This window comes from Cytophagia bacterium CHB2 (genome assembly GCA_030263535.1).
Classification (GTDB): domain Bacteria; phylum Zhuqueibacterota; class Zhuqueibacteria; order Zhuqueibacterales; family Zhuqueibacteraceae; genus Coneutiohabitans.
Genome location: SZPB01000098.1, coordinates 1 through 19084, shown reverse-complemented (window position 1 = coordinate 19084; position 19084 = coordinate 1). Strand labels below are relative to the sequence as shown.

Here is a 19084-nt window from a genome sequence, read left to right as displayed (position 1 = left end):
GGTTAGTCAGGCACTGCAGATCATCAAAAATGATCAAGCAAAAGCTTCAACTCGTGTGCTGTTACCTTGAAAAGCATGCCCCAAACGGTATGTCATCCCGCCGGGAACTCGTGAAGTTGCAGGCATTATGTCGAGTACTTCACGAGATTACGCCGGGCGGGATGACATTTCGAGCAGGTACTTCTGCAGATTAAGGTAACAGTTCACCAGCAACTCTCAATCTTCAATCGTCGAAAACATCACGGCCAAATACTGGGATCATCGGCAAGCCGGTCCTCCAGTTCTTTCAAACGATCCTTATAGATTTTGATATTGAAGCCAAAATGGTAGGCGATTTGCAAAAAATCCGAACTCAAAGCATAGTCGGATTTGTTTTGCGGATTGGCGGCCACCGCTTCAATTAGGGGCAAAACGCGTTCTTGCAACAATACAAAAATCAAATTTTGCGCATGATCTTGCGCCAGGCGCAGATTCAGCTTTTGCGTGATATCGATCAAACTGAGAATTTCCCGGCAGCCGTCAGCGTTGAAATTTTCATACAAATCTTGCAAGCGGTGTTCAATCATTTCCTGCAAGTGATTGGCAGCCCATTCCGTGTTCAGCTCCAGGCCGAGCTTGCGGGCGGTGCGCGCGATGTCCAGGCAGCGCTTGTAAGCCTAGGTTTCGGTGCTTTCGCCCAATTTCTCGATTTCGCTGCGCATGTCCTGACTGAGCGTGTAGCGCACCGGCGCGCTCAACTCTTCCGGAATCGTTGCGCCCAAATCGCGAATGTTGCGGATCAACTCGAGATTGTCGTCATACAATTTGCGATAAGCCGCGCTGATTTCATCAAGGCGATCTTGCATCATCAAACGGATCACCTGCTGGCGTTCTTCAAAAAACATGTGTTGCAGGCCAAATCCCTGCGGCGACCAATGCTTTTGCAAATAATCGATCACTTCGCCCGGCGCTGAATTAAAACGTTGCAACAACTCCTCGCGATGTGCGGCATAGGCCCAGCTCTCCGACACCAGCCGGATGAAACATTGCACACTGTCGCTGCCGCTGTCGCGCTTGATCAGCGCAAAACCATAGGAATTGCTTTCTCCGGTAATGCCGGATTGCGCGCGCACCAGGCCGGTCAGCAGCGTCGTGTGCGCCTGCTCCGTCTTCTCCAGCTCTTCGCGTTGCAGGGAATAATGATAAAGCTTCTCGCGCTCAGGCGCATCAAAAAACAAGGCGCGCATGGCATAGGTATTCACGACGCGATTGAACGACACCACCGCCGGTTTGACCAGCTTGTTGAATACGCCTTCGCCGTCGCCATAGGTTTTCAAATTGCTGGGGGCGCGCTTGAGATTTCTCAAAAAATTTTCTTCAAAGGGACGGCGGCTGAGCGCTTCCGCAAGCTGAATCGCGCGCGCGGCATATTGAATCACCTGCACGGTTTCGATGCCCGAAAGCTCGGTAAAAAACCAGCCGCAGCTCGTGTACATCAATTGCGCATTGCGCTGCATCTCCATCAGCTTGATGGCCGCGACTTTCTCCCGGGCATCCAAAGCCTTGCGTTGCTGTTCCGCCAAAAACACTTCGACTTGCTCCGGCGTGCGGTTTAAAATCACGTCGATGTAGCGGTGGCGCGCTTCGGTGAGGTTCTTGAACAACGGCTCGCCCAATTCCAGCGCCAATTGCTGCAATTCATTGCGCAATTGATCCAATGCTTCGCGCAGCGGCGCGCGCCATTCCTGGGTCCATTCCGCCGGGCCGTCGCCGCGACAGCCGCAGTTACGCGCCCAACGCCCCACGCCGTGCGCGCAACTCCACGCCGTGCCTTCGCCGTTCGGCCCTTCCTTCAATTCCACTTCCATTTGCGGCGGATATTGCGCGAGAAACGCGCCATAATTGGTGATTTGAATATCGCGCCGCGGCGCTTCACTGTGCAGCAAATACGCCAGCCCGCGCTCAGCAAAATGTTCATGATGGCCGTAGGTTTCCCCGTCCGTGGCAATGGAAATGAGCTGCGGCTTCTCCGCGCCGTCGTTGCGAAACGAACCGCCGACGCGATGCGCAAAATGCTTGGCATCCCGCACGAGATGCTCGAAACCCACGCCGCGCGCGAGATCGCCGTGATAAAAGAAAATATCAATGCTGCGCCGGGGCAGGCGCTCGCCTTTGGCGTTGCGATCCCGCCAGCGGTAGGCTTGCGTCACGTCGATTTCGCCGTGCTCGACGCCCTGCCAATCGCCGCCGGCGAGCGGCCGCACGCGCCGCGCCTGGTGCGGCGAGAGAATCACATACTTGATTTTGTGATCGATAAGCGCGCGCAAGACCCGGTCGTTCACTGCGGTTTCCGGCAGCCACATGGACTCCGGCTCGCGGCCAAAACGAAAACGAAAATCCGCCAAGCCCCAGCGAATTTGCGTGATCAAATCCTCGTCATTGTTGAGCGGCAAAATCGTGTGATTGTAGGCTTGTGCAATGGCCGAGCCGTGGCCGTTGAAACGTTGCCGGCTGTTTTGATCCGCAAGCAAAATGCGTTGATACGTGTTGGGCGCGAATTTTTCGAGCCAGCTCAACAGCGTCGGTCCAAAATTGAAGCTGATCCATTCAAAGTTATTGACGATGGTCGTGATGCGGTTGTCATTGTCCGTAATGCGCGCATACGCATTCGGCGTGTAACATTCGAAATTGATGCGCTCGTTCCAATCGTGAAACGGGTGTGCGCCATTCTGGCGATCGATGGCTTCGGTCCAGGGATTTTCGCGCGGCGGCTGATAAAAATGGCCGTGAATAGTCAGGTAGCGTCGGGACATGAAAAATGATGTTGAACGATGGTTCCGTGGCTGGCCGGACTCTAATGTGATGAATTTTTATTATTCTGCGGCAGCAGGCAGCCGGTCCGGCAGACAGTATGCTTGTATCACAGGATTACTGCACGAAAAAGCACGGTTTAACACATGCTAAAAAAGTGCAAGGACATTACTCAATTTCACCGAAAAGCGCAAGCGCTTTGTGGAAGCGGTTCCGCTTGCATAATTTTCTTCGCCTTCCACTTGCAACTTCGCACAATGTCGGTATAGTTTAGGAAACATGATCAACTCCGGCGCGCAACCGTCGCCGCCCGAAAATTAAATTCACGAAACAAATCAAACCTGCAATGGTGCAGGCGGGGTTGACAAGAACGTTGACCTCCATCCACATGATTTCCAAACCAAAACGAATGGATTCAAGATCATGAAGAAACATACGATCATTTTGGCCATAGCGGCAACCGCAGTGATGCTGGCGCCGCACGCTCACAGCCAGACGTTCAGCTTGACCGGCGGCCGCGGCTTGCCGCACTTACAAACCGCCTGGACTCTGCCCAAAGGGCAATTCACTTTGCACGGGTTCGGTTCTTCTTATTATCAAACCGTGGTCGTGCCGCAGCCCGGACAGGCGCCGACAAGTTTCACGTTCTGGGACGTGCAGACCGCGCTGGGGCTGCATTTTGCCAGCGGCAAGCATGTGGAATGGGCCGTGACACAAATTCTTTATCAAGATGCGCATCGCGGCGACAGCCCGCGCAATTTACCGGACGATTTGTTTTTGGGCGCCAAGCTGGGCTCTTTCGGCAGCAATGTCAGCCCGCTGAAATTCGGTTTGAGCGGCAGCGTGCGCATTCCTCTGGCCGAGCATCACAATATTCTATTCGAGCCTTACAGCGGCGGCGGTTATGCCGTGGCGTTGATGGCCGCAGCTTCGTACAGTCCGGATTTGCTGTTGCCGGAGAATGCGCCGAATTTTCACGTCAACTTCGGCTACTTGCACCACAACGATCTCGGCAAACTATTGACGGGCGCGGCGATCGACACGGTGGCGGTGCTGAGTCCGGCGCAGGAATTTCATCTGGGTGCAGGCCTGGCGATTCCGACGGCGCAGTTTGATTTCACGCTCGAGTTGTTTGGCCGCATTTTCACGCAACGCCCGCCGGTCACCGCCTACGCGCGCGAGGATTTTTTCTATCTCTCGCCCGGCGTAAGCTATCGCCCGAAATATTGGGCCGCGTTCAACGTCGGCTTCGATTTCAGATTGTCGCAGGGCAAAGATTTGACGCGCTACATCAGCGGATTATCGCGCGTTCATGCCGACATTCCCAATTATCCCGCGTGGCGCGTGAACTTCGGGGTGAAAATCAATCTCAACCAAACGCCGCCGCCCGATGGCCGCCCGCTGTTCATGAGCTCCAACGGCCGCATGGTATCGCGCCAGCCCGAACTGGAAGCGCAATTGACACAAGAGCAGCAAAAAACCGCGGGCGCGGAGGAAGAATTGGAGCGCATTCGCAGCGAGCGCAAGCGCATGGAAAGCATGCTGGCGCGGCTGCGCACGCTGCTCAACACCAATACTGACTCGGCTGACGCGCCGGCAAACCCACCGGCCGATGAGAACGGCAAAGAACAGCCCAAAGACGAGAATCAGCAAGAGAAACAAGATGAGGCGGGCGAGAAGCCGTAAATATTGAAGCGTTGGAGAAATGATTGATGTTTTTGCATGGGATCCGCTCGCAACGTGGATAAATCACAATTCAAAGGAATTCGCCAACAGCGGATAGAAACAGCCCAGCAGATGAAAAAACTCTTTATCAGTTGGGTTGTTTCTATCCGCTGGAGAAAATTATTGCTATTAGAACAACGATTTCACTCTAAAGAGACTTTGCCAGTTTCCAAACCACTGAAAATTGAAGCCCTTCGGGCGGCACTGGGAAAAAGTTTTAGGCAAAACCCTTCAATCGTTTTGCCCCAAATGGTTTTGCCATTAAAACTTTCAGAATTTTATTCTGCTTTTGAGCGCTTTATGGCCCCGCCTTCTTGACCTCAACAATCCAACATTCCATCAATCCACTCTGCATCCCCATCTTCCCCTTGTATCTTTCCCCAACTTTTTTAATTTCTCCGTGCCATTGACGGAGAACTATGCAAATCGAAAACATTCCCCTCGCAAAAATCGATCTCAGCTCCGAGGGCTGGGATGAGTTTATTTTCACGTATCCGTTTGCGCCCGGGCCGGTGAAGGAATCCATTGCCGCCATCGGCTTGCAGCAGCCCATTGTGGTGGCGGCGGAGAAAAAGAAATATCGCCTCATCATCGGCATTCGCCGCGTGCTGGCCTGCCGGGAGTTGGGGTGGAAGGAAATTCCGGCGATCGTACAGCAGGCGCAATCCCGCGAACAATTGCTCTGGCTGAGCTTGCACGAGAAAGCCGGCAGCCGCGCGCTCAACGCGCTGGAGAAATCGCGTGTGCTGCAGCGCTTTGCAGAATTGTGGCAGGGCGACGTCGAGCGCCTGCAAAACGAAATTTGCCCGCTGCTCGGCTTGCCGGCCACCGCCGCCGCAGTTGAGAGCTATCTTTTTCTGAAAGAGTTTCCCGAACCTCAGCAGCAAGACATTGCCGAAGGCCGGCTCACCCCGCAACATGCGGATCTGCTGCGGCCGCTGCCGCCCGAAGATCGCCGCGCTGCTGCCGAGCGCTTGTTCGGCGCGCACCGCGTTTCCGTGCGGGAAGCGCGCGATATCATCGACAATGCTGCCGGACTGGCGGCGCGCTACGGCACGCGCGTGATCGACGTGTTCGAGCGGCCCGAAGTCAAAGAAATTTTTCTGCACGATAATTGGACGCCGCGGCAGCGCACACATCAACTGCGCACGCTGCTCTACCGCGAGCGCTATCCGCAACTGAGCAGCCTGGAAGAACGCTTTGAAGAGCTGGCAAAAACCCTGGCCGGCGGCAAACGCCTGGACATCCGGCCGCCAAAAGACTTTGAAGGTGATGATCTCACTATTTCCTTCCGCGCCAATACCTCGGAAGAAGTAACGACCATTCTCAAAACCATGAATGAGGCAGAGCGCAAGGGGCTTTGGGAAAAACTGTTCGCGCTGTTGCAGGGGGAAAACAAAATGGCAGAAGATGATTTCTGAGCTTGTCGCTGGCTGAGCCTGTCACATGCTGAATCTGCCGCTGGCTGAGCTTGTCAGTGGCTGTGCTTGTCGCTGGCTGAGCTTGTCAGTGGCTGAGCTTGTCAGTGGCTGTGCTTGTCGCTGGCTGAGCCTGTCGAAGCCAGCCAGCACCCTTCGACAAGCTCAGGGTGCGGTAATCAAAAATGATCAATAAACATGAAAATCTGCGTTGCGCAAACAAGGCCGATCAAAGGCGACATGCAAAGCAACATTGACAATCACAAAAAACTGATTGATCTGGCTGTTACGCATGGCGCTGACACAATTATCTTTCCGGAATTGTCGATAACGGGCTATGAACCCGAATTGGCAAAAGATTTAGCGACGACTCCCGGCGATCGCCGGTTTGACGATTTCCAAATGATGGCCGGCGCCCGGCAAATAACGATTGGAATCGGAGTCCCGACAAAAAATGAGAGAGGGATTTGCATCAGCATGCTTATTTTTCAGCCGGGCCAAGCGCGGCAAACGTATTCCAAAAAATATCTACACGCTGATGAAGAAGAATTTTTTGTGAGCGGGCAAAACACGAGCGTCGTAATCGGCAACAACACCAAAATCGCGCTGGCAATTTGTTATGAATTATCCGTGCCCGAGCATGCGGAGAATGCGTTTAGAAACGGCGCCGAAATTTACCTGGCAAGTGTGGCGAAATCGGCAGAGGGCATTGACAAAGCCGTCGCAAGCTTGTCCGGGATTGCGCGCAAATACAGCATGACGGCGTTGATGTCAAACTGTATCGGGCCGAGCAGCGGATTTGAAAGCGCGGGGCGATCGGCGATTTGGAACAACCACGGCATGCTGCTGGGGCAATTGAACGGCGCGAGTGAGGGAATACTCATGCTCGACACGGACACGCAAGAAATCATTGCAAAGACGATATAAAAAATTGCTCACGCTCGGATGTCATACGGCTACAGAGCACGATTCGGAGCAAATGACAAGAATCTGGCCATGAATCTCAAACCGCGTCCCCATCATCACATTTATATCGAAATTTTGCGGCGCATGTCGCCGGAACAGCGCTTGAACAAGGCGATTGAATTGTCAGAACTTTCAAAAGAACTGTTTCGGCAAGGCCTGCGACAGCGTTTCCCGGATTTGTCAGAAGAAGAGTTTCATAAATTATTTCTAAAGCGTCTCGAGTTATGTCACAACAGAAACTATTGATCAAAGTTGTCGGTGAATTAAGGCGCTTGCAAATGCCACAAGGCGCTCAAAGTTAGAATAAAATTCTGAAAGTTTATGGCAGAATGATTTGCCGGCAGAACGATTCAAAATAATTCTGCCGATAAATCATCCTGCCAGAGTTTTTTCGGCGATGCTCGGCGACTTCGGCGCATTTCGGTGAAAAACTTTATCGCCGATGGTCACCGCGTTTCGCCGAACAGGTATTTGCTGCTTCGCAGAAGTTTTGATTTGCAGCTTGCCTGCAAATCAGGGTAGATGTTAACTGACTCGTTTGTATCGCGAGCGACAGCAACGCAATGGAACTCAAAAAAGATGCGAAACACCTCAAAACTCTCGGCGAGAGTTTTGAGGTGTTTCGCATCTTTCGGGGGAACTTAAAAATGTGTTGAGGGCAATCGGCTTTATGCCATGGCCATACAGGGCGTCGCGTTGTCCGGTTCTTGCTTGAAAAGCTGAACGATTTCACGCGTCGAGCTGGCTGACAGAAGTTGCTCGCGGAAGGCGCTGTTGTGCAGCAGCCGGCAGAGCTGGGAGAGCAGTTGCAAATAAAGATTGGGCGCGTTTTTCGGCGTGCCCAGCATGAAGATCAAGTTAACGCGGTCCGTGGGCGTGGGCGTGAAGGGAATGCCGGATTTCGCGCGCGCAAACACGATGACCGGACGATCGACGCACAGCGTGCGCGCGTGCGGCAAGGCCACGCCGTGGCCAATGCACGTCGGCTCGATTTCTTCTCGCGCGATCACTTCGTCCAAAAACGTGTGCGGCTCGCTGATGACGTTGTGGTGCGCCAGCGTCGAAACCATCGTTTGAAAGGCTTCGTTTTTGTTTTCCGTATTCAGATCCAGCAGGATCAAGCTTTCGGTGAGATATTCGGATAACCGCATCGGAAGTCTCGGGAGTCCATTCATGAGAAAATTCCTTAGTCCTTAAGTGTCTGTTGTTCTTCCTTGTCGGGGTGCAGATTCGCTTAAACCCGACCTGCAACAGGCAATGTTTATGCCACATATTCTGTGACAATGTTGTTATGAGATTGTTTCAGGTGAAACATTGATTTAGCACTCGCCAGATTTTCCTAATTTGCGTGTATAAGTGTTTCAACTTGAAGCAATGTCGCAGAGCTTGGAAAACGGGACAAAAACGCGCGTTCGGGGAATTTTGCTGTGCCAATTGATCTTGAATTCGCCAAAATGATTAAGGGCAAAACGATGGCCTCGTCTTGCCCTTAATGGTTTACTGAATAACTTTTGGGCTATTGCGCGTTCACAAAAGGCAAAATGAATTACCCTCGTTTACCGCTTAAACGCGCCGCCGCTTTGCCGAGAGCGAGCGTCTCCGCCGCAGCAGAAGAGGCGGCCTCGACACGCGCAATGGTCGCACCCGGATCAACACTCGACACATGGCAGTAAAAGCGGTCGCCAATTTTATAAGAAGTGACGTTGACCGGCACACCCGCAAGCTCGCGCGTTTGCGAGAGATAGTTTTCCGATGTCATATTCACGCCCCTCTTTCCACCGGCGCGCCCACGAGATTGCCCCACTCTGTCCACGAGCCGTCATAATTCGACACATGGGGAAAGCCGAGCAAATACTTGAGCACGAACCAGGTGTGACTCGAACGCTCGCCGATACGGCAATACGCAATCACGTTCTTGTCCGGTGTGATGCCCTTGCCGCCATAAAGCGCTTGCAGCTCGTCGAAGCTCTTAAACATGCCATCGTCGTTGCAGGCCTGTCCCCACGGAATATTCTTCGCGCCGGGGATGTGGCCGCCGCGCTGGCAGGTTTCGGGCAATCCCGGCGGCGAGAGAATCTTGCCGGAGAATTCGTCGGGCGAGCGCACGTCGACCATCGCAAAACCGGGCGCAGTCAAGGCGCTTTGCGCTTGGTTGAGAAAGGCGCGATAGGCGAGGTTGGGGCTGCTCGCCTTGTAGCTCGCCGCTTTCGGTGTGGGAACATCCTTTGCCAGCGGCCGGCCTTCGGCAAGCCATTTTTTGCGGCCGCCGTTCATGATGCGCACATCTTGGTGGCCGTACATCTTCAATTGCCAAAACGCCCACGCTGCAAACCAATTGTTGTTGTCGCCATACAGCACGACGGTTGTATTATTGCCGATGCCGCTTTCCCCCAGCAATTTTTCCAAGTCTGACTGGCTGATGATGTCGCGGCGCAGCGTATCACACAATTGCGTTTGCCAGTTCCAGCCGAGCGCACCGGGAACATGGCCTTCGCTGTAGGCGGCGGTATCAACATCGACTTCCACGATCGCGAGATTGGGATCGCTTTTGTGCTGCTCGACCCAGTCGGTCGAAACCAGCACCCCGGGATTTGCATAATCTGCCATAGACACTCCTTAAATTTATGGTGAATGAGAGCATGAGTTCACAAGACAATTGGCTGCGGGCAGAAAACACCTGAGTCTAACTCAAAAAAGGATAAAACTCAACCTCAAAATTTGCGAGTGGATACTCTTCTGAGCCAGACGATCAATTTCTCAACGTTCGAATAAAATTCTGAACGTTTTTGCGCACAAGGTTGCAATCCCACAAAAAAAGCTTTTGGTTCTGTGCTGATTAGTGTGGGTAATTGCGCGCCCATAACATACTGTGATAAATCATACGCCGAAGGCGTTGTACAACTCAGCCCCGGGCGCCCTGGGTAATCTAACACCCAATTCTAAAGAACACCAAATTTCCACTTTTGTGAACGAAGTTTACCAGACTGCTGGAAGCGCCGCGCTTTTCAACTTGTTTGAAAACCTTTGTGCAGAGCAATTCTTTTCGAACGCCGGCACGAATTTTCTCGCCACGCTTTTCACGCTTGATATTCTCCGAGAAAATGGCTTTTTTAGCGTTGTGCAGTTTTGCTTGCAACCATTTTGGGAATAGCCGCGACTCATCAGCAAATCGAAACAAATACGATGAAAATACGAAAGGGCGAGATGCTGTTTTTAGGTATGCGCCGTTGGCTCATCATCTGTTTTAGTTTATTACCGCTGTGCGCCGGCGCACAAGATCTCGCCGGCCTAAGCATCTGCATCGACCCCGGCCATGGCCCGGGCAACGTCAATGCCGGGCCCACCGGATTGCGCGAAGCGGATATCAATTTCAAAGTGGCCTCTTTTCTTAAAGAATATCTTGTCGCCGCCAACATCGACACGGTTCTGCTCACGCACCTTAACAATACTTCGGACATCAGCCTGAGTCAGCGCGAGCAGATTGCCAACAATTTCGGCGTCGATTGGTTTCATTCCGTGCATCATAATGCGCTGGGCTCGACCAATACCTCGACGCGTTACACGTTGATGTTGCTTGAAGAAAGGCGCGATCCGGCGCGGCGCTGTTCCAACGGCAGCATCATGGGCACGGGCCAGGCGGAATGGCCGGGAGAATCCGATATCATGAGCAGCATCATGGCGGAAAGGCTTTGGCAGGGCTATCGCACCGCCTCTTTTGTGAGCCGGCTGGATTGGACGTTTTACGGCGGCTGCAACGGCGGCTTCAGCCTGGGTGTGCTGAATGACTTGCAAATGCCCGGCGAGCTTTCCGAAGCCACCTTTCATGATCATCCTGCGGAAGAAGCGAAGATGCGCAACCCGGATTTTTTGCGGCTGGAAGCGCGCGCCTTGGCCATGAGTTTTTTTGAGTATTTCGACGCCGGCTTGATGCCCACCGGCGCGCTCAGCGGAATCATCAGCGATGCCGAAACCGGCATGCCGCTGAACGGCGTTTCATTGACGCTCGAACCCGGCAATCTGACTTACACCACAGACAACTTTCGCAACGGCGTCTATGCGTTTGATGGCCTGGCGCCCGGCACTTACACCATCACGGTAAATGTGCCGGAATATCAATCCTTTTCAACGACAGTGAACATGGCAGCGCATGCGTTTCGTTACGGTGATGCGCGCCTAATTCCACAAGCGCCGCCCGCGGTGCAGGCAATTACGCCCAGCGACAGCGCACAAGACGTTTATGTGTATGAGCCGATTCGCATATCGTTCTCGCGCAACATGACGCTTGCTTCGGTGCAAGCTGCGTTTCACCTCGATCCGCCGGTTGCGGGCGTGTTGAGCAGCGTGGCGAACAATCCCAAAGAGTTTGTTTTCACGCCGGATTTTCGCTATGCCTTCGCAACCACCTACGCCGTAACCATTGACAGCACGGCCCGCGATCAATTCGGGCGCGGGCTGGATGGCGACGGCGACGGCCAAAGCGGCGGAACATTCTCTTGGCGCTTTACGACCATGCCGCTGAACGCTGAGACGCCGGCGGTGGTTGACTTTTTTCCGCGCAACAAGCAAACGGAGATCTTCGTGCGCGACGTGATTGAAATGCGTTTCAATCGCGCCATGTCCCCAACGACTCTCGATCCACCCGATGTGAAAATCTTTGCTCTTGCCAATAATCTTGTTCTAGTGCGCATTTTTGCTTCTCTAGAAAATGGTTTATTCAAGTATAGCTTTGTTCCAACCGAAGCCCTGCTGGGCAATCGTATCTTCACGGTACAACTTTCAAACAGTATCCGTGATCTCAACGGTACAAATTTGCCGCAGGCGCTGGAGTGGCGCTTCAAGACCGCGGTTGCGCCCGAGGCCCTGGATATTCTCAGCACGTTTGCGAGCGCCGATCAACCATTTAGCGACCCGCTCTCGCATGCACAGACGGCTGGCGTCGTCGCGGATTCGACTTCATTTGCATTGACGCCGGAAGCTGCAGTGAGCGACTCCACCGCCGGCCGGTTGCGCTATGTTTTTCGTGAGTCCTCCGTCGGCGCAGTATTCATGGATTTGACCTCGCCCCTGCGCTTGAACAACAATGAAGTTGCGGCTTTGTTCGTATTCGGAGACGGCAGTGAAAACATTTTGCGTTGGCATCTGCGCGGCAATGACGGCGTGATTTATCATTTCGAGAAAACGCTGGATTGGACCGGCTGGCGCAGCGTGCGCCTCGAGACGGCGCGCGACAGCCTCGTTGAGGGCAGCCGCGACGTGGCAGCAAAAAACGTGACTCCGCTGGTTTGGGAAAGCATCTCCGTTTCCAACTCCAAGCGCCTGCGCGGTGAAATTTTATTTGAAGATTTGTTGCACGGCCATCCGCGCAGCGTGGCGGTGACGGAGCCCCCGCTGCAAACGCCAATGCAATTCACTCTCGCGCAAAATTTTCCCAATCCCTTTAATCCGGTTACGGAAATTCCGTATTTCATGCCCTCGGCTGCTGCGGTAGAGATTGCCGTTTATGATCCCCTGGGCCAGCGCGTGCGGTTGTTGGTCGAGGGCTGGCGTCCGCCGGGCGAGCATCGCGTGCAATGGGATGGCCGCAACACATATGGCGCAAGCGTTGCCTCCGGCGTTTATTTCGTCAAAATGATTGCCGGTGATTTCATCGCCGTGCGCAAATTGTTGCTCATGCGCTAGGGTGTAGGAGATAAGGCTATCATGAAAAAACTTTTTCTCTTTTATTTCTTCGTAAATCTGACAAGCATTTTGGCGCAGACGCCGGTGCGCTTGACAGATGGTTCCACGCCGTTTCTACAGCCGGTTTGGTCACCAACCGGCGAGTGGATTGCGCTGACCACTTCCAAATATGACGGCATTTGGCTGATCAAGCCCGACGGCTCGGAATTACACCAACTGACAGACGATCTTGCGGTTGGCTACAAGATGTGCTGGTCGAATGACGGCAAATTTTTAGTGGGCCGGGCCGCGCAGATACAAAACCGCCGGCGCTGGCATGTCGTGAAGATTTACGATACCATAACCAAAACCTCCAAAGCGATTTCAGAGCCGCGCAAACAAATGCCAAGCTTGCCCCAATGGCTGGACAATGAACGCGTCGCGCTGTTCCTTGACGACAAGCCCGCCATCTTCAAGGCCGCGCAGACCAATGATCGGACATTGCGCATGTTCAGCAATCGCGCCTTGGTCTTCATGACGCAAAACGGTTTGTCTCTCACGACGGCGGCGGGCGAGACCACGAAAATTCCGCTGCGCCCCTCGGGCCAAATTATCAACGCCGAGCTTTCGCCGCGTGGCGACCGCATTGTATTCGAAGAGATGGGCAGTCAACTTTTCAGTTGCGCTCTGGATGGCAGCGATATTCGCCCTCTCGGCCGCGGCGAGCGCCCGCATTGGTCGCCCGAGGGCCAATACATTGCTTTCATGCAAGCAGAAGATGATGGCCATCGCATTTTGCATGCGGATATTTACCTCATGAATCACGATGGCACGAATAGATTGAATCTCACCAACTCTGCCGGCCGTTTGGAAATGAACAGCTCGTGGGCGCCAGACGGCAAGCGGTTGGTGTTTGACGATAGAACAGATGGCGTCATTTGGATGATGCCAGTTGCAACACCCTGAGGATTGTCGATTAAATAACTTGCCCAAACCTCAAACCGCGAATGCACGCCAATAAACGCGAATTTTAAGATTAGCGAATATTCGCGTTTATTGGCGGTTCCCCAAATGAGTAAGTTATTTAAATGGCGTTCCTGAGCATGTCGATTTTATTCCAGTGGAGGATTAGAATGTATCGCAAAACGTTTTTGTTGTTGCTCATGGCCGTGTCGGCGCTTTCGTTTTATTCCTGCACGAAAGATTACGTGACCGGCAAATCCACCTTCAATCTCATGAGCGAATCAAGCGAGATCGCGCTGGGCCAGGAAGCGGATCCGCAAATCGTCGCCGAATACGGCGTGTACGATGACCAGCAATTGGCGGCGTATATCGACGGCATCGGCCAAAACATTGCGCGTGTCTCGCACCGGCCCAACATCAAGTACACGTTTCGCGTGGTCGACAGTCCGATTGTCAACGCCTTTGCCTTGCCGGGCGGTTACGTTTATTTTACGCGTGGCATTCTGGCGCATTTCAACTCGGAGGCGGAATTGGCGGGCGTGATGGGGCATGAAATTGGGCACATCACCGCGCGTCATGGCGCAGAACAGCAATCCAAAGGGCAGCTCGCGCAGCTGGGCCTGGGCCTGGGCTCGGTTTTGTCCGAGGAATTTCGCCAGATTAGCGGCGCCGCGCAAGTCGGCCTGAGCCTGCTGTTTCTAAAATTTGGCCGCAACCAGGAATCCGAGTCGGATCGCCTGGGCGTGGAATATTCCACCAAGTTGGGTTATGATGCGCGTGAAATGGCAGGCTTCTTTCGCACCATCGGCCGGCTCAGCGGCGAGAGCGGACAAAGCATTCCGAATTTTTTATCGACTCACCCGGATCCCGGCGACCGCGAAGTCAAGGTGCATCAGCTTGCCGAGGAATGGCAAACAAAGATCCCCTACACGCCCAAGAAACTGGATCGCAAAGATTATTTGCGGCTGATCGACGGCATCGTCTATGGCGAGGACCCGCGCCAGGGCTTTGTGGAAAACAACGTGTTCTATCATCCTGAATTGCGCTTTCAATTTCCCACGCCGTCGGGTTGGACAGTGGTGAATTCACCCAGCTCGGTGCAGATGATGAATGCGGAAAAGAATGCCATGATCGAATTCAGCCTTGGCAAGGGCGATAATCCCAAACAAGCGGCGAGTAATTTCGTGCAAGGCGCGCAAGCCCAGGTAGTGCGCGAGCAGGCCACCCGCGTACACGGCATGACGGCGCACGAAGTGGAGTCGCAAGTTCAGTCGCAAAGCGGCGCATTGCAGGTATTGTCGTATTTCATCCAAAAAGAAAACCTAATTTATGTATTTCACGGTTATACCACCGTGGCGCTGTTTCGCAATCACGCCAACACCTTCAAAAATGTGATGACCGGCTTCGATCAACTGCGCAATCAGGCGGCATTGCAAAAGCAGCCGTTGCGCGTGCGCATCGAGCGCTCGGAACGCGCCGGCGATCTGGCCACGGTGTTGCGCGGCTTGCGCATGGAAGAAAAAATGCTGAAGGAACTCGCGATTCTCAACGGCATGAATCTCACCGATCAAGTGAAACGCGGCGATTACATTAAAGTAGTGAGATGAACATGACGCCGGAACAACTTTTTGAAAAATGGGGCGGAACATGGCAAAATGCTCTGACGGCTATGCCTGCACCGGTGTACAAGTCCCCCGCCGGCACACCGTTTTTAACGCAGCCGGGCCTAGCGTTGATTGCGAAGCCTCACGTCGATTTGGCGGGATTGCAGAATTTTCTCGCGGGTTTTGATGCGGCATTGCAGTTCGATCAATATCTCGCAGATCCGACCGCGCTGACGCCGGGCGCGCAATTGTGCAAAGTCGCCGGCCAAACGTGTTATGCCAGCTTCGGCCCGAAACGCACGATGAACGACAATGCCGCCCGTTATTTCCAGAACATCATGGCGAGCGGCCACGGTTCGGTTCTGGAGCATGCGAATTATTCATTTTTGCTTTATGGCATTTCGCGCAGCTTGACGCACGAATTGATTCGGCACCGTGCGGGCTTCGGCTATTCGCAATTGTCGCAACGCTACGTAACGGGCCGTGTCCTGCGTTTTGTCGAGCGCCCGGAGTTTCAAGACGGGGCAGAGCTGCATGAAAAATTTTTGCAGCGCATCGATCGCGGCCACGCCGAGTATCATGCGCTGGCCGAAAAATTATTGGAAGAACAGCGCTCCGGCACAGCGATTCTCAGCGCAGAAGCGGCAACAGATTTGCGCAAAAAAGTCAATCAATCGGCGCGCGCCGTGTTGCCCAATGAAACGGAGACCATCATTGTCGTCACCGGCAACGTGCGCGCGTGGCGTCATTTTATCGAAATGCGCGCCAGCGATCATTCCGAAGTGGAAATTCGCGGCCTGGCCGTGCGCGTGTTTTTGTGCCTGCGCGCCCTCGAACCGATCTTGTTTGGGGATTATACTCTGGTGGAATTGCCGGACGGCACATTCTGCGTAACCACGGAAAACCGGAAAGTGTGAGCCGTTGAAGAGCTTTGCTCGCGAGATCAAATCCCGCAGAACGATTTCTTTCTGCGGGATTTTTTATTGCGCGCCAGCAGATTTCCGGCTTGGGAGGCTGGCATTGCGCCGCAACAAATGGCGAATTTTAAAAATGAGATGAGATGGCATCATCGATTTCTTCGCAGAAATCTCCAACAGTCCCGCGGCCATATGGCGTGTGATTGTACACCAAAATTGCCTGCCATCCGGTTTGTACGAGGCGATGCACGAGTAAAGAAAAAAACCAACTTTCATCAGTCAAAACCCGCATCAACTCCTTGACTCGCAATGCCATTCCCGTGTTTATTCTTGCAAATAAGCGCGGAATTTGTTACTCTGCTTGCCAATTCATGGAGTGATTTGTACACGTTTTTAAATCGGGGTCGCCCCGCGGGATGCCATGAAGCAGGACGAGCTGCTCAAAAAGATCTGGCGCGAGAACGAGTTGGCGGTGTGGGCGCGTTCGCATCGCGCCTGCGAGGAGATCAACGAAACCGTCCGGCACGGCCAAGTAGAAGCGGTGTTTGCCCGGCTCGCGCGGATTTATCGCATGCCTCCGCATCATTGGAAAAGCGCAGCCGTGCGCGTTTGGGAAATGTTGCAGGATCAGTTTGCGGAAGATTACCCCGAATTCGAAGCGCTACTGGCGGAGCTTGATGCGCGCTATGAAAACGACCCGGCGCGGGAAAAGCTGCGGCTTTGGCTTTGGCGGCGCGTGGTGCGGGCCGGCAAGCCGGCTTTAACGACAAGCCGCTTCTTTGCAGATGATTTTTTGTTTCAACGCACGTTGCATGATGATCGTCTCATTTTGTGGTACGGCGCGCGCCAGGCGGAATGGCCGGTGCAGCTTCTGCTGGGTCTGTTTCTCGGCGGGCGTGAAGAAACACATCGCCTGCGTTTGACATTGTACTGGCCCACAGCCCGGCTGCCTGATGATTTTCAAGCCTCGCGCGTGGAAAATCGCGCATTGCGGCGCTTGTGGGAGGCGCGCATTCTCGTGCGTTTTGGCAGTTGGATGCATCTGCATCCGGAGATCATGTTGTTGTTGCCGGAAATTTCGTCGTTTTCCTCGCCCGTGTTTGAATGGCGCGATTCGAGTTTGTTTGCGCATATGCCGGATGGTCGCATCTGGCCGGTGTCGCCGTTCGCGCTGGCCGGCCTGGTCTTTGACGAATCGCTCGCCCTGTTCGGCAAGGATCGCCAGGCCTTGTGGCGCAATTTCTCGGCTTATGCGGCAGATTATCTCTCGCGCCCGGACGATGTCGCCTCGAATTTCGTGAACAGGTTTTTTGACGAACTCGGTTTGCACGTGATGCGCGAGGCCGCGCCTCCGTTTCTCTCCGATTTTGCCGAGGGGATAAATTATTTGGAGATGTTAAGGACATCGCTTGCAGGAAGCTAAGTGGCTAATTCTGGATTTCGTGAGTGCCTGAAATCTCTAGCTCGAGCTGAATCAAGTCATGCAACACCTTCTTACCGTATGCAAAGACGCCGTGGCAAAATTATGCACGCTTTTCGGCGTCGCGATGTTGGCTTTTTCGCCGTTGTTTGCCGGGCCGCCGGATTCCCTCCTCCACTTTGAAGTGGACTATGCGCGATTTCGCATCAATGATAATGTCGCCCAACTCGAAATATACATCTCCGTACCGCGCAGCCGGTTGCAATTCGTGGCCGAAGGCGAAGATTTGCTTGCGTCCTTTGAATCACAAGTGATCATCGCCATTGCTGACAGCGATGTGGTTGATCATAAATGGGTCGAGCACACCGTGGCGGCAGATTCCGCCGAAATAAAGCCGACGCAAATTCTCTGTACCCAGGCAAATTTTCAAGTGCCGGTGAACACCTACGACGTCAATGTCCGTGTAACCGACCCGCGCACCAAACATTTCGGCGTACGCTCGTTTCAGGTGAACATTGCGCCGTTTGCCAAAGACCGGCTCGTCTTGAGCGATCTTGAAATCGCGTCGCGCATCGCACGCGATACCACGGTTTCGCGTTTTTACAAAAACAATCACCTGGTGATTCCGAACCCCAGCCGCATGTACGGCGCCAATTTGCCCATGCTGTTCACGTATGCGGAGATTTACAATCTGTCGTATCCCAGCGACAGCAGCTATTCCGTCGCCTATCGCATTTTAGACGGCCAAAACAAGGAAGTCAAGACGTTACCCGTGCGCAAGCGTCATGTGAGCGGCAGACAGTTGGTGGAGGTCGGCGGGTTCAACGTCATGGCGCTGCCGGCCGGTTCGTATTTTCTGGAGATCAATGTCACGGATCACGCGTCGCAACAACAGGCCTCGAGCCGGTACAAATTCTATGTGTATCGCGAAGAGACCAGGCTTGCTTCGCGAGCGGCCTCACAGGAAGCCGGGTACGATTTTTTGCTCGGACTCTACCGTGAGCGTACCGAAGAAGAACTGAATGAGGAATTCAAAACCATGCGCTATCTTGCGGCGAATGAAGATGAAAAAATTTTCTCCGCGCTGGATGCGCCCGGCAAGCGTGAGTTCCTGGTCAAATTTTGGCAGGTTCGCGACCAATCTCCTGACACGCCGCGCAATGAGTTTCGCGACGATTATTTGAAGCGCGTACAATTCGCCAATGAGAGCTTTTCCGGGCTGCGCAAAGGCTGGCAAACCGATATGGGCCGCGTGCTGCTCGTGTACAGCCAGCCTGATGAAGTGGAGCGTTATCCCAGCAGCAGTGAAAACCGGCCCTATCAAATCTGGCGCTATTTCGAAATTCAAGGCGGGGTGGAATTCATCTTTGTGGATGTCAGCAATTGGGGTGAGTACCGTCTGGTGCACTCCTCGGCGCGCGGCGAACTTTCAGATGGCGACTGGCAACGCTGGATCAATCCGGGACGATAGAGGAGTTCGGCTGTTCTTAAACTAGCCGCTGGCTCATTGTGCAATAAGAAGCTTTAACGGCAATGCCGTTCACTTAACATTGCGTTCGTAATCCCGACCCTTGTGGGCCGTTGCTAACGCATATAATTTCAATCTTCCTGCAGCGCCCCACA

The 19084-nt window shown here is 53.7% G+C and carries 17 protein-coding genes; 11 read left to right on the top strand and 6 right to left on the bottom strand.

From position 1 onward, the window contains the following. Nucleotides 1-239: 239 nt before the first annotated feature. Together FBQ85_11635 and FBQ85_11630 are read right to left on the bottom strand one after the other, a co-directional pair. Nucleotides 240-566, bottom strand: a complete 327-nt coding sequence (locus tag FBQ85_11635; protein ID MDL1875804.1) for a hypothetical protein — start codon at nt 564-566, stop codon at nt 240-242. 90 nt (nt 567-656) lie between these two features. Beyond that, nucleotides 657-2792, bottom strand: coding sequence for a DUF3536 domain-containing protein (locus tag FBQ85_11630; protein ID MDL1875803.1), 2136 nt, complete (start codon nt 2790-2792; stop codon nt 657-659). A gap of 421 nt (nt 2793-3213) precedes the next feature. Between FBQ85_11630 and FBQ85_11625 the strand changes: the two genes are divergently transcribed. The 5 genes from FBQ85_11625 (at nt 3214) to FBQ85_11605 (ending at nt 7145) form a co-directional block, all read left to right on the top strand. Further along, complete coding sequence (locus FBQ85_11625; GenBank protein MDL1875802.1) at nt 3214-4476, top strand: transporter; 1263 nt, start codon at nt 3214-3216, stop codon at nt 4474-4476. Between the two features lie 36 nt (nt 4477-4512). Then, nucleotides 4513-4833, top strand: coding sequence for a hypothetical protein (locus FBQ85_11620; GenBank protein ID MDL1875801.1), 321 nt, complete (start codon nt 4513-4515; stop codon nt 4831-4833). A gap of 101 nt (nt 4834-4934) precedes the next feature. After that, the gene (locus FBQ85_11615; protein MDL1875800.1) at nt 4935-5936 is read left to right on the top strand and encodes a hypothetical protein; all 1002 of its coding nucleotides are present in this window, start codon (nt 4935-4937) and stop codon (nt 5934-5936) included. Between the two features lie 195 nt (nt 5937-6131). Further along, entirely contained in the window at nt 6132-6860 is a 729-nt protein-coding gene (locus FBQ85_11610; GenBank protein MDL1875799.1) for a carbon-nitrogen hydrolase family protein, read from the top strand. A 69-nt stretch (nt 6861-6929) separates the two neighbouring features. Beyond that, the gene (locus FBQ85_11605; GenBank protein ID MDL1875798.1) at nt 6930-7145 is read left to right on the top strand and encodes a hypothetical protein; all 216 of its coding nucleotides are present in this window, start codon (nt 6930-6932) and stop codon (nt 7143-7145) included. Between the two features lie 422 nt (nt 7146-7567). On the opposite strand, the gene FBQ85_11600 is transcribed toward FBQ85_11605, so the two are convergent. The 3 genes from FBQ85_11600 to FBQ85_11590 form a co-directional block, all read right to left on the bottom strand. Continuing rightward, entirely contained in the window at nt 7568-8074 is a 507-nt protein-coding gene (locus tag FBQ85_11600; GenBank protein ID MDL1875797.1) for a PTS sugar transporter subunit IIA, read from the bottom strand. A 371-nt stretch (nt 8075-8445) separates the two neighbouring features. Continuing rightward, nucleotides 8446-8664: a hypothetical protein gene (locus FBQ85_11595; protein MDL1875796.1), complete on the bottom strand. Its 219-nt coding sequence runs from the start codon at nt 8662-8664 to the stop codon at nt 8446-8448. Further along, nucleotides 8661-9506 (bottom strand): sulfurtransferase, encoded by an 846-nt coding sequence (locus tag FBQ85_11590; protein MDL1875795.1) that lies wholly within the window; start codon nt 9504-9506, stop codon nt 8661-8663. Before FBQ85_11590 ends, FBQ85_11595 begins: the two co-directional genes overlap by 4 nt. 576 nt (nt 9507-10082) lie before the next feature. Between FBQ85_11590 and FBQ85_11585 the strand changes: the two genes are divergently transcribed. From FBQ85_11585 to thyX, 4 genes are all read left to right on the top strand, one after another. Next, entirely contained in the window at nt 10083-12578 is a 2496-nt protein-coding gene (locus tag FBQ85_11585; protein ID MDL1875794.1) for a T9SS type A sorting domain-containing protein, read from the top strand. Nucleotides 12579-12599: 21 nt separating this feature from the next. Continuing rightward, on the top strand, nt 12600-13523 hold the full coding sequence (locus FBQ85_11580) for a hypothetical protein (GenBank protein MDL1875793.1): 924 nt from the start codon (nt 12600-12602) through the stop codon (nt 13521-13523). A 167-nt stretch (nt 13524-13690) separates the two neighbouring features. Next, nucleotides 13691-15127 (top strand): peptidase M48, encoded by a 1437-nt coding sequence (locus FBQ85_11575; protein MDL1875792.1) that lies wholly within the window; start codon nt 13691-13693, stop codon nt 15125-15127. Continuing rightward, complete coding sequence (gene thyX, locus FBQ85_11570; protein ID MDL1875791.1) at nt 15124-16041, top strand: FAD-dependent thymidylate synthase; 918 nt, start codon at nt 15124-15126, stop codon at nt 16039-16041. Before FBQ85_11575 ends, thyX begins: the two co-directional genes overlap by 4 nt. Before the next feature lie 127 nt (nt 16042-16168). On the opposite strand, the gene FBQ85_11565 is transcribed toward thyX, so the two are convergent. Then, entirely contained in the window at nt 16169-16357 is a 189-nt protein-coding gene (locus FBQ85_11565; protein MDL1875790.1) for a hypothetical protein, read from the bottom strand. A gap of 105 nt (nt 16358-16462) precedes the next feature. Here FBQ85_11565 and FBQ85_11560 point away from each other — a divergent pair, with 105 nt between their 5' ends. Both FBQ85_11560 and FBQ85_11555 read left to right on the top strand, forming a co-directional pair. Further along, nucleotides 16463-17464 (top strand): hypothetical protein, encoded by a 1002-nt coding sequence (locus tag FBQ85_11560; GenBank protein MDL1875789.1) that lies wholly within the window; start codon nt 16463-16465, stop codon nt 17462-17464. Between the two features lie 58 nt (nt 17465-17522). Further along, complete coding sequence (locus FBQ85_11555) at nt 17523-18932, top strand: GWxTD domain-containing protein (GenBank protein MDL1875788.1); 1410 nt, start codon at nt 17523-17525, stop codon at nt 18930-18932. The last annotated feature ends 152 nt before the right edge of the window (nt 18933-19084 follow it).

What these genes read in the sequence shown, in the direction of transcription:
- FBQ85_11615 (MDL1875800.1), top strand. Translation starts at nt 4,935, where the DNA reads ATGCAAATCGAAAACATTCCCCTCGCAAAAATCGATCTCAGCTCCGAG.
- FBQ85_11600 (MDL1875797.1), bottom strand. Translation starts at nt 8,074, where the DNA reads ATGAATGGACTCCCGAGACTTCCGATGCGGTTATCCGAATATCTCACC.
- FBQ85_11630 (MDL1875803.1), bottom strand. Translation starts at nt 2,792, where the DNA reads ATGTCCCGACGCTACCTGACTATTCACGGCCATTTTTATCAGCCGCCG.
- FBQ85_11565 (MDL1875790.1), bottom strand. Translation starts at nt 16,357, where the DNA reads ATGGCATTGCGAGTCAAGGAGTTGATGCGGGTTTTGACTGATGAAAGT.
- FBQ85_11620 (MDL1875801.1), top strand. Translation starts at nt 4,513, where the DNA reads ATGGGATCCGCTCGCAACGTGGATAAATCACAATTCAAAGGAATTCGC.
- FBQ85_11575 (MDL1875792.1), top strand. Translation starts at nt 13,691, where the DNA reads ATGTATCGCAAAACGTTTTTGTTGTTGCTCATGGCCGTGTCGGCGCTT.
- FBQ85_11590 (MDL1875795.1), bottom strand. Translation starts at nt 9,506, where the DNA reads ATGGCAGATTATGCAAATCCCGGGGTGCTGGTTTCGACCGACTGGGTC.
- FBQ85_11635 (MDL1875804.1), bottom strand. Translation starts at nt 566, where the DNA reads ATGATTGAACACCGCTTGCAAGATTTGTATGAAAATTTCAACGCTGAC.
- FBQ85_11625 (MDL1875802.1), top strand. Translation starts at nt 3,214, where the DNA reads ATGAAGAAACATACGATCATTTTGGCCATAGCGGCAACCGCAGTGATG.
- FBQ85_11585 (MDL1875794.1), top strand. Translation starts at nt 10,083, where the DNA reads ATGAAAATACGAAAGGGCGAGATGCTGTTTTTAGGTATGCGCCGTTGG.
- FBQ85_11560 (MDL1875789.1), top strand. Translation starts at nt 16,463, where the DNA reads ATGAAGCAGGACGAGCTGCTCAAAAAGATCTGGCGCGAGAACGAGTTG.
- FBQ85_11610 (MDL1875799.1), top strand. Translation starts at nt 6,132, where the DNA reads ATGAAAATCTGCGTTGCGCAAACAAGGCCGATCAAAGGCGACATGCAA.
- thyX (MDL1875791.1), top strand. Translation starts at nt 15,124, where the DNA reads ATGAACATGACGCCGGAACAACTTTTTGAAAAATGGGGCGGAACATGG.
- FBQ85_11580 (MDL1875793.1), top strand. Translation starts at nt 12,600, where the DNA reads ATGAAAAAACTTTTTCTCTTTTATTTCTTCGTAAATCTGACAAGCATT.
- FBQ85_11605 (MDL1875798.1), top strand. Translation starts at nt 6,930, where the DNA reads ATGAATCTCAAACCGCGTCCCCATCATCACATTTATATCGAAATTTTG.
- FBQ85_11555 (MDL1875788.1), top strand. Translation starts at nt 17,523, where the DNA reads ATGCAACACCTTCTTACCGTATGCAAAGACGCCGTGGCAAAATTATGC.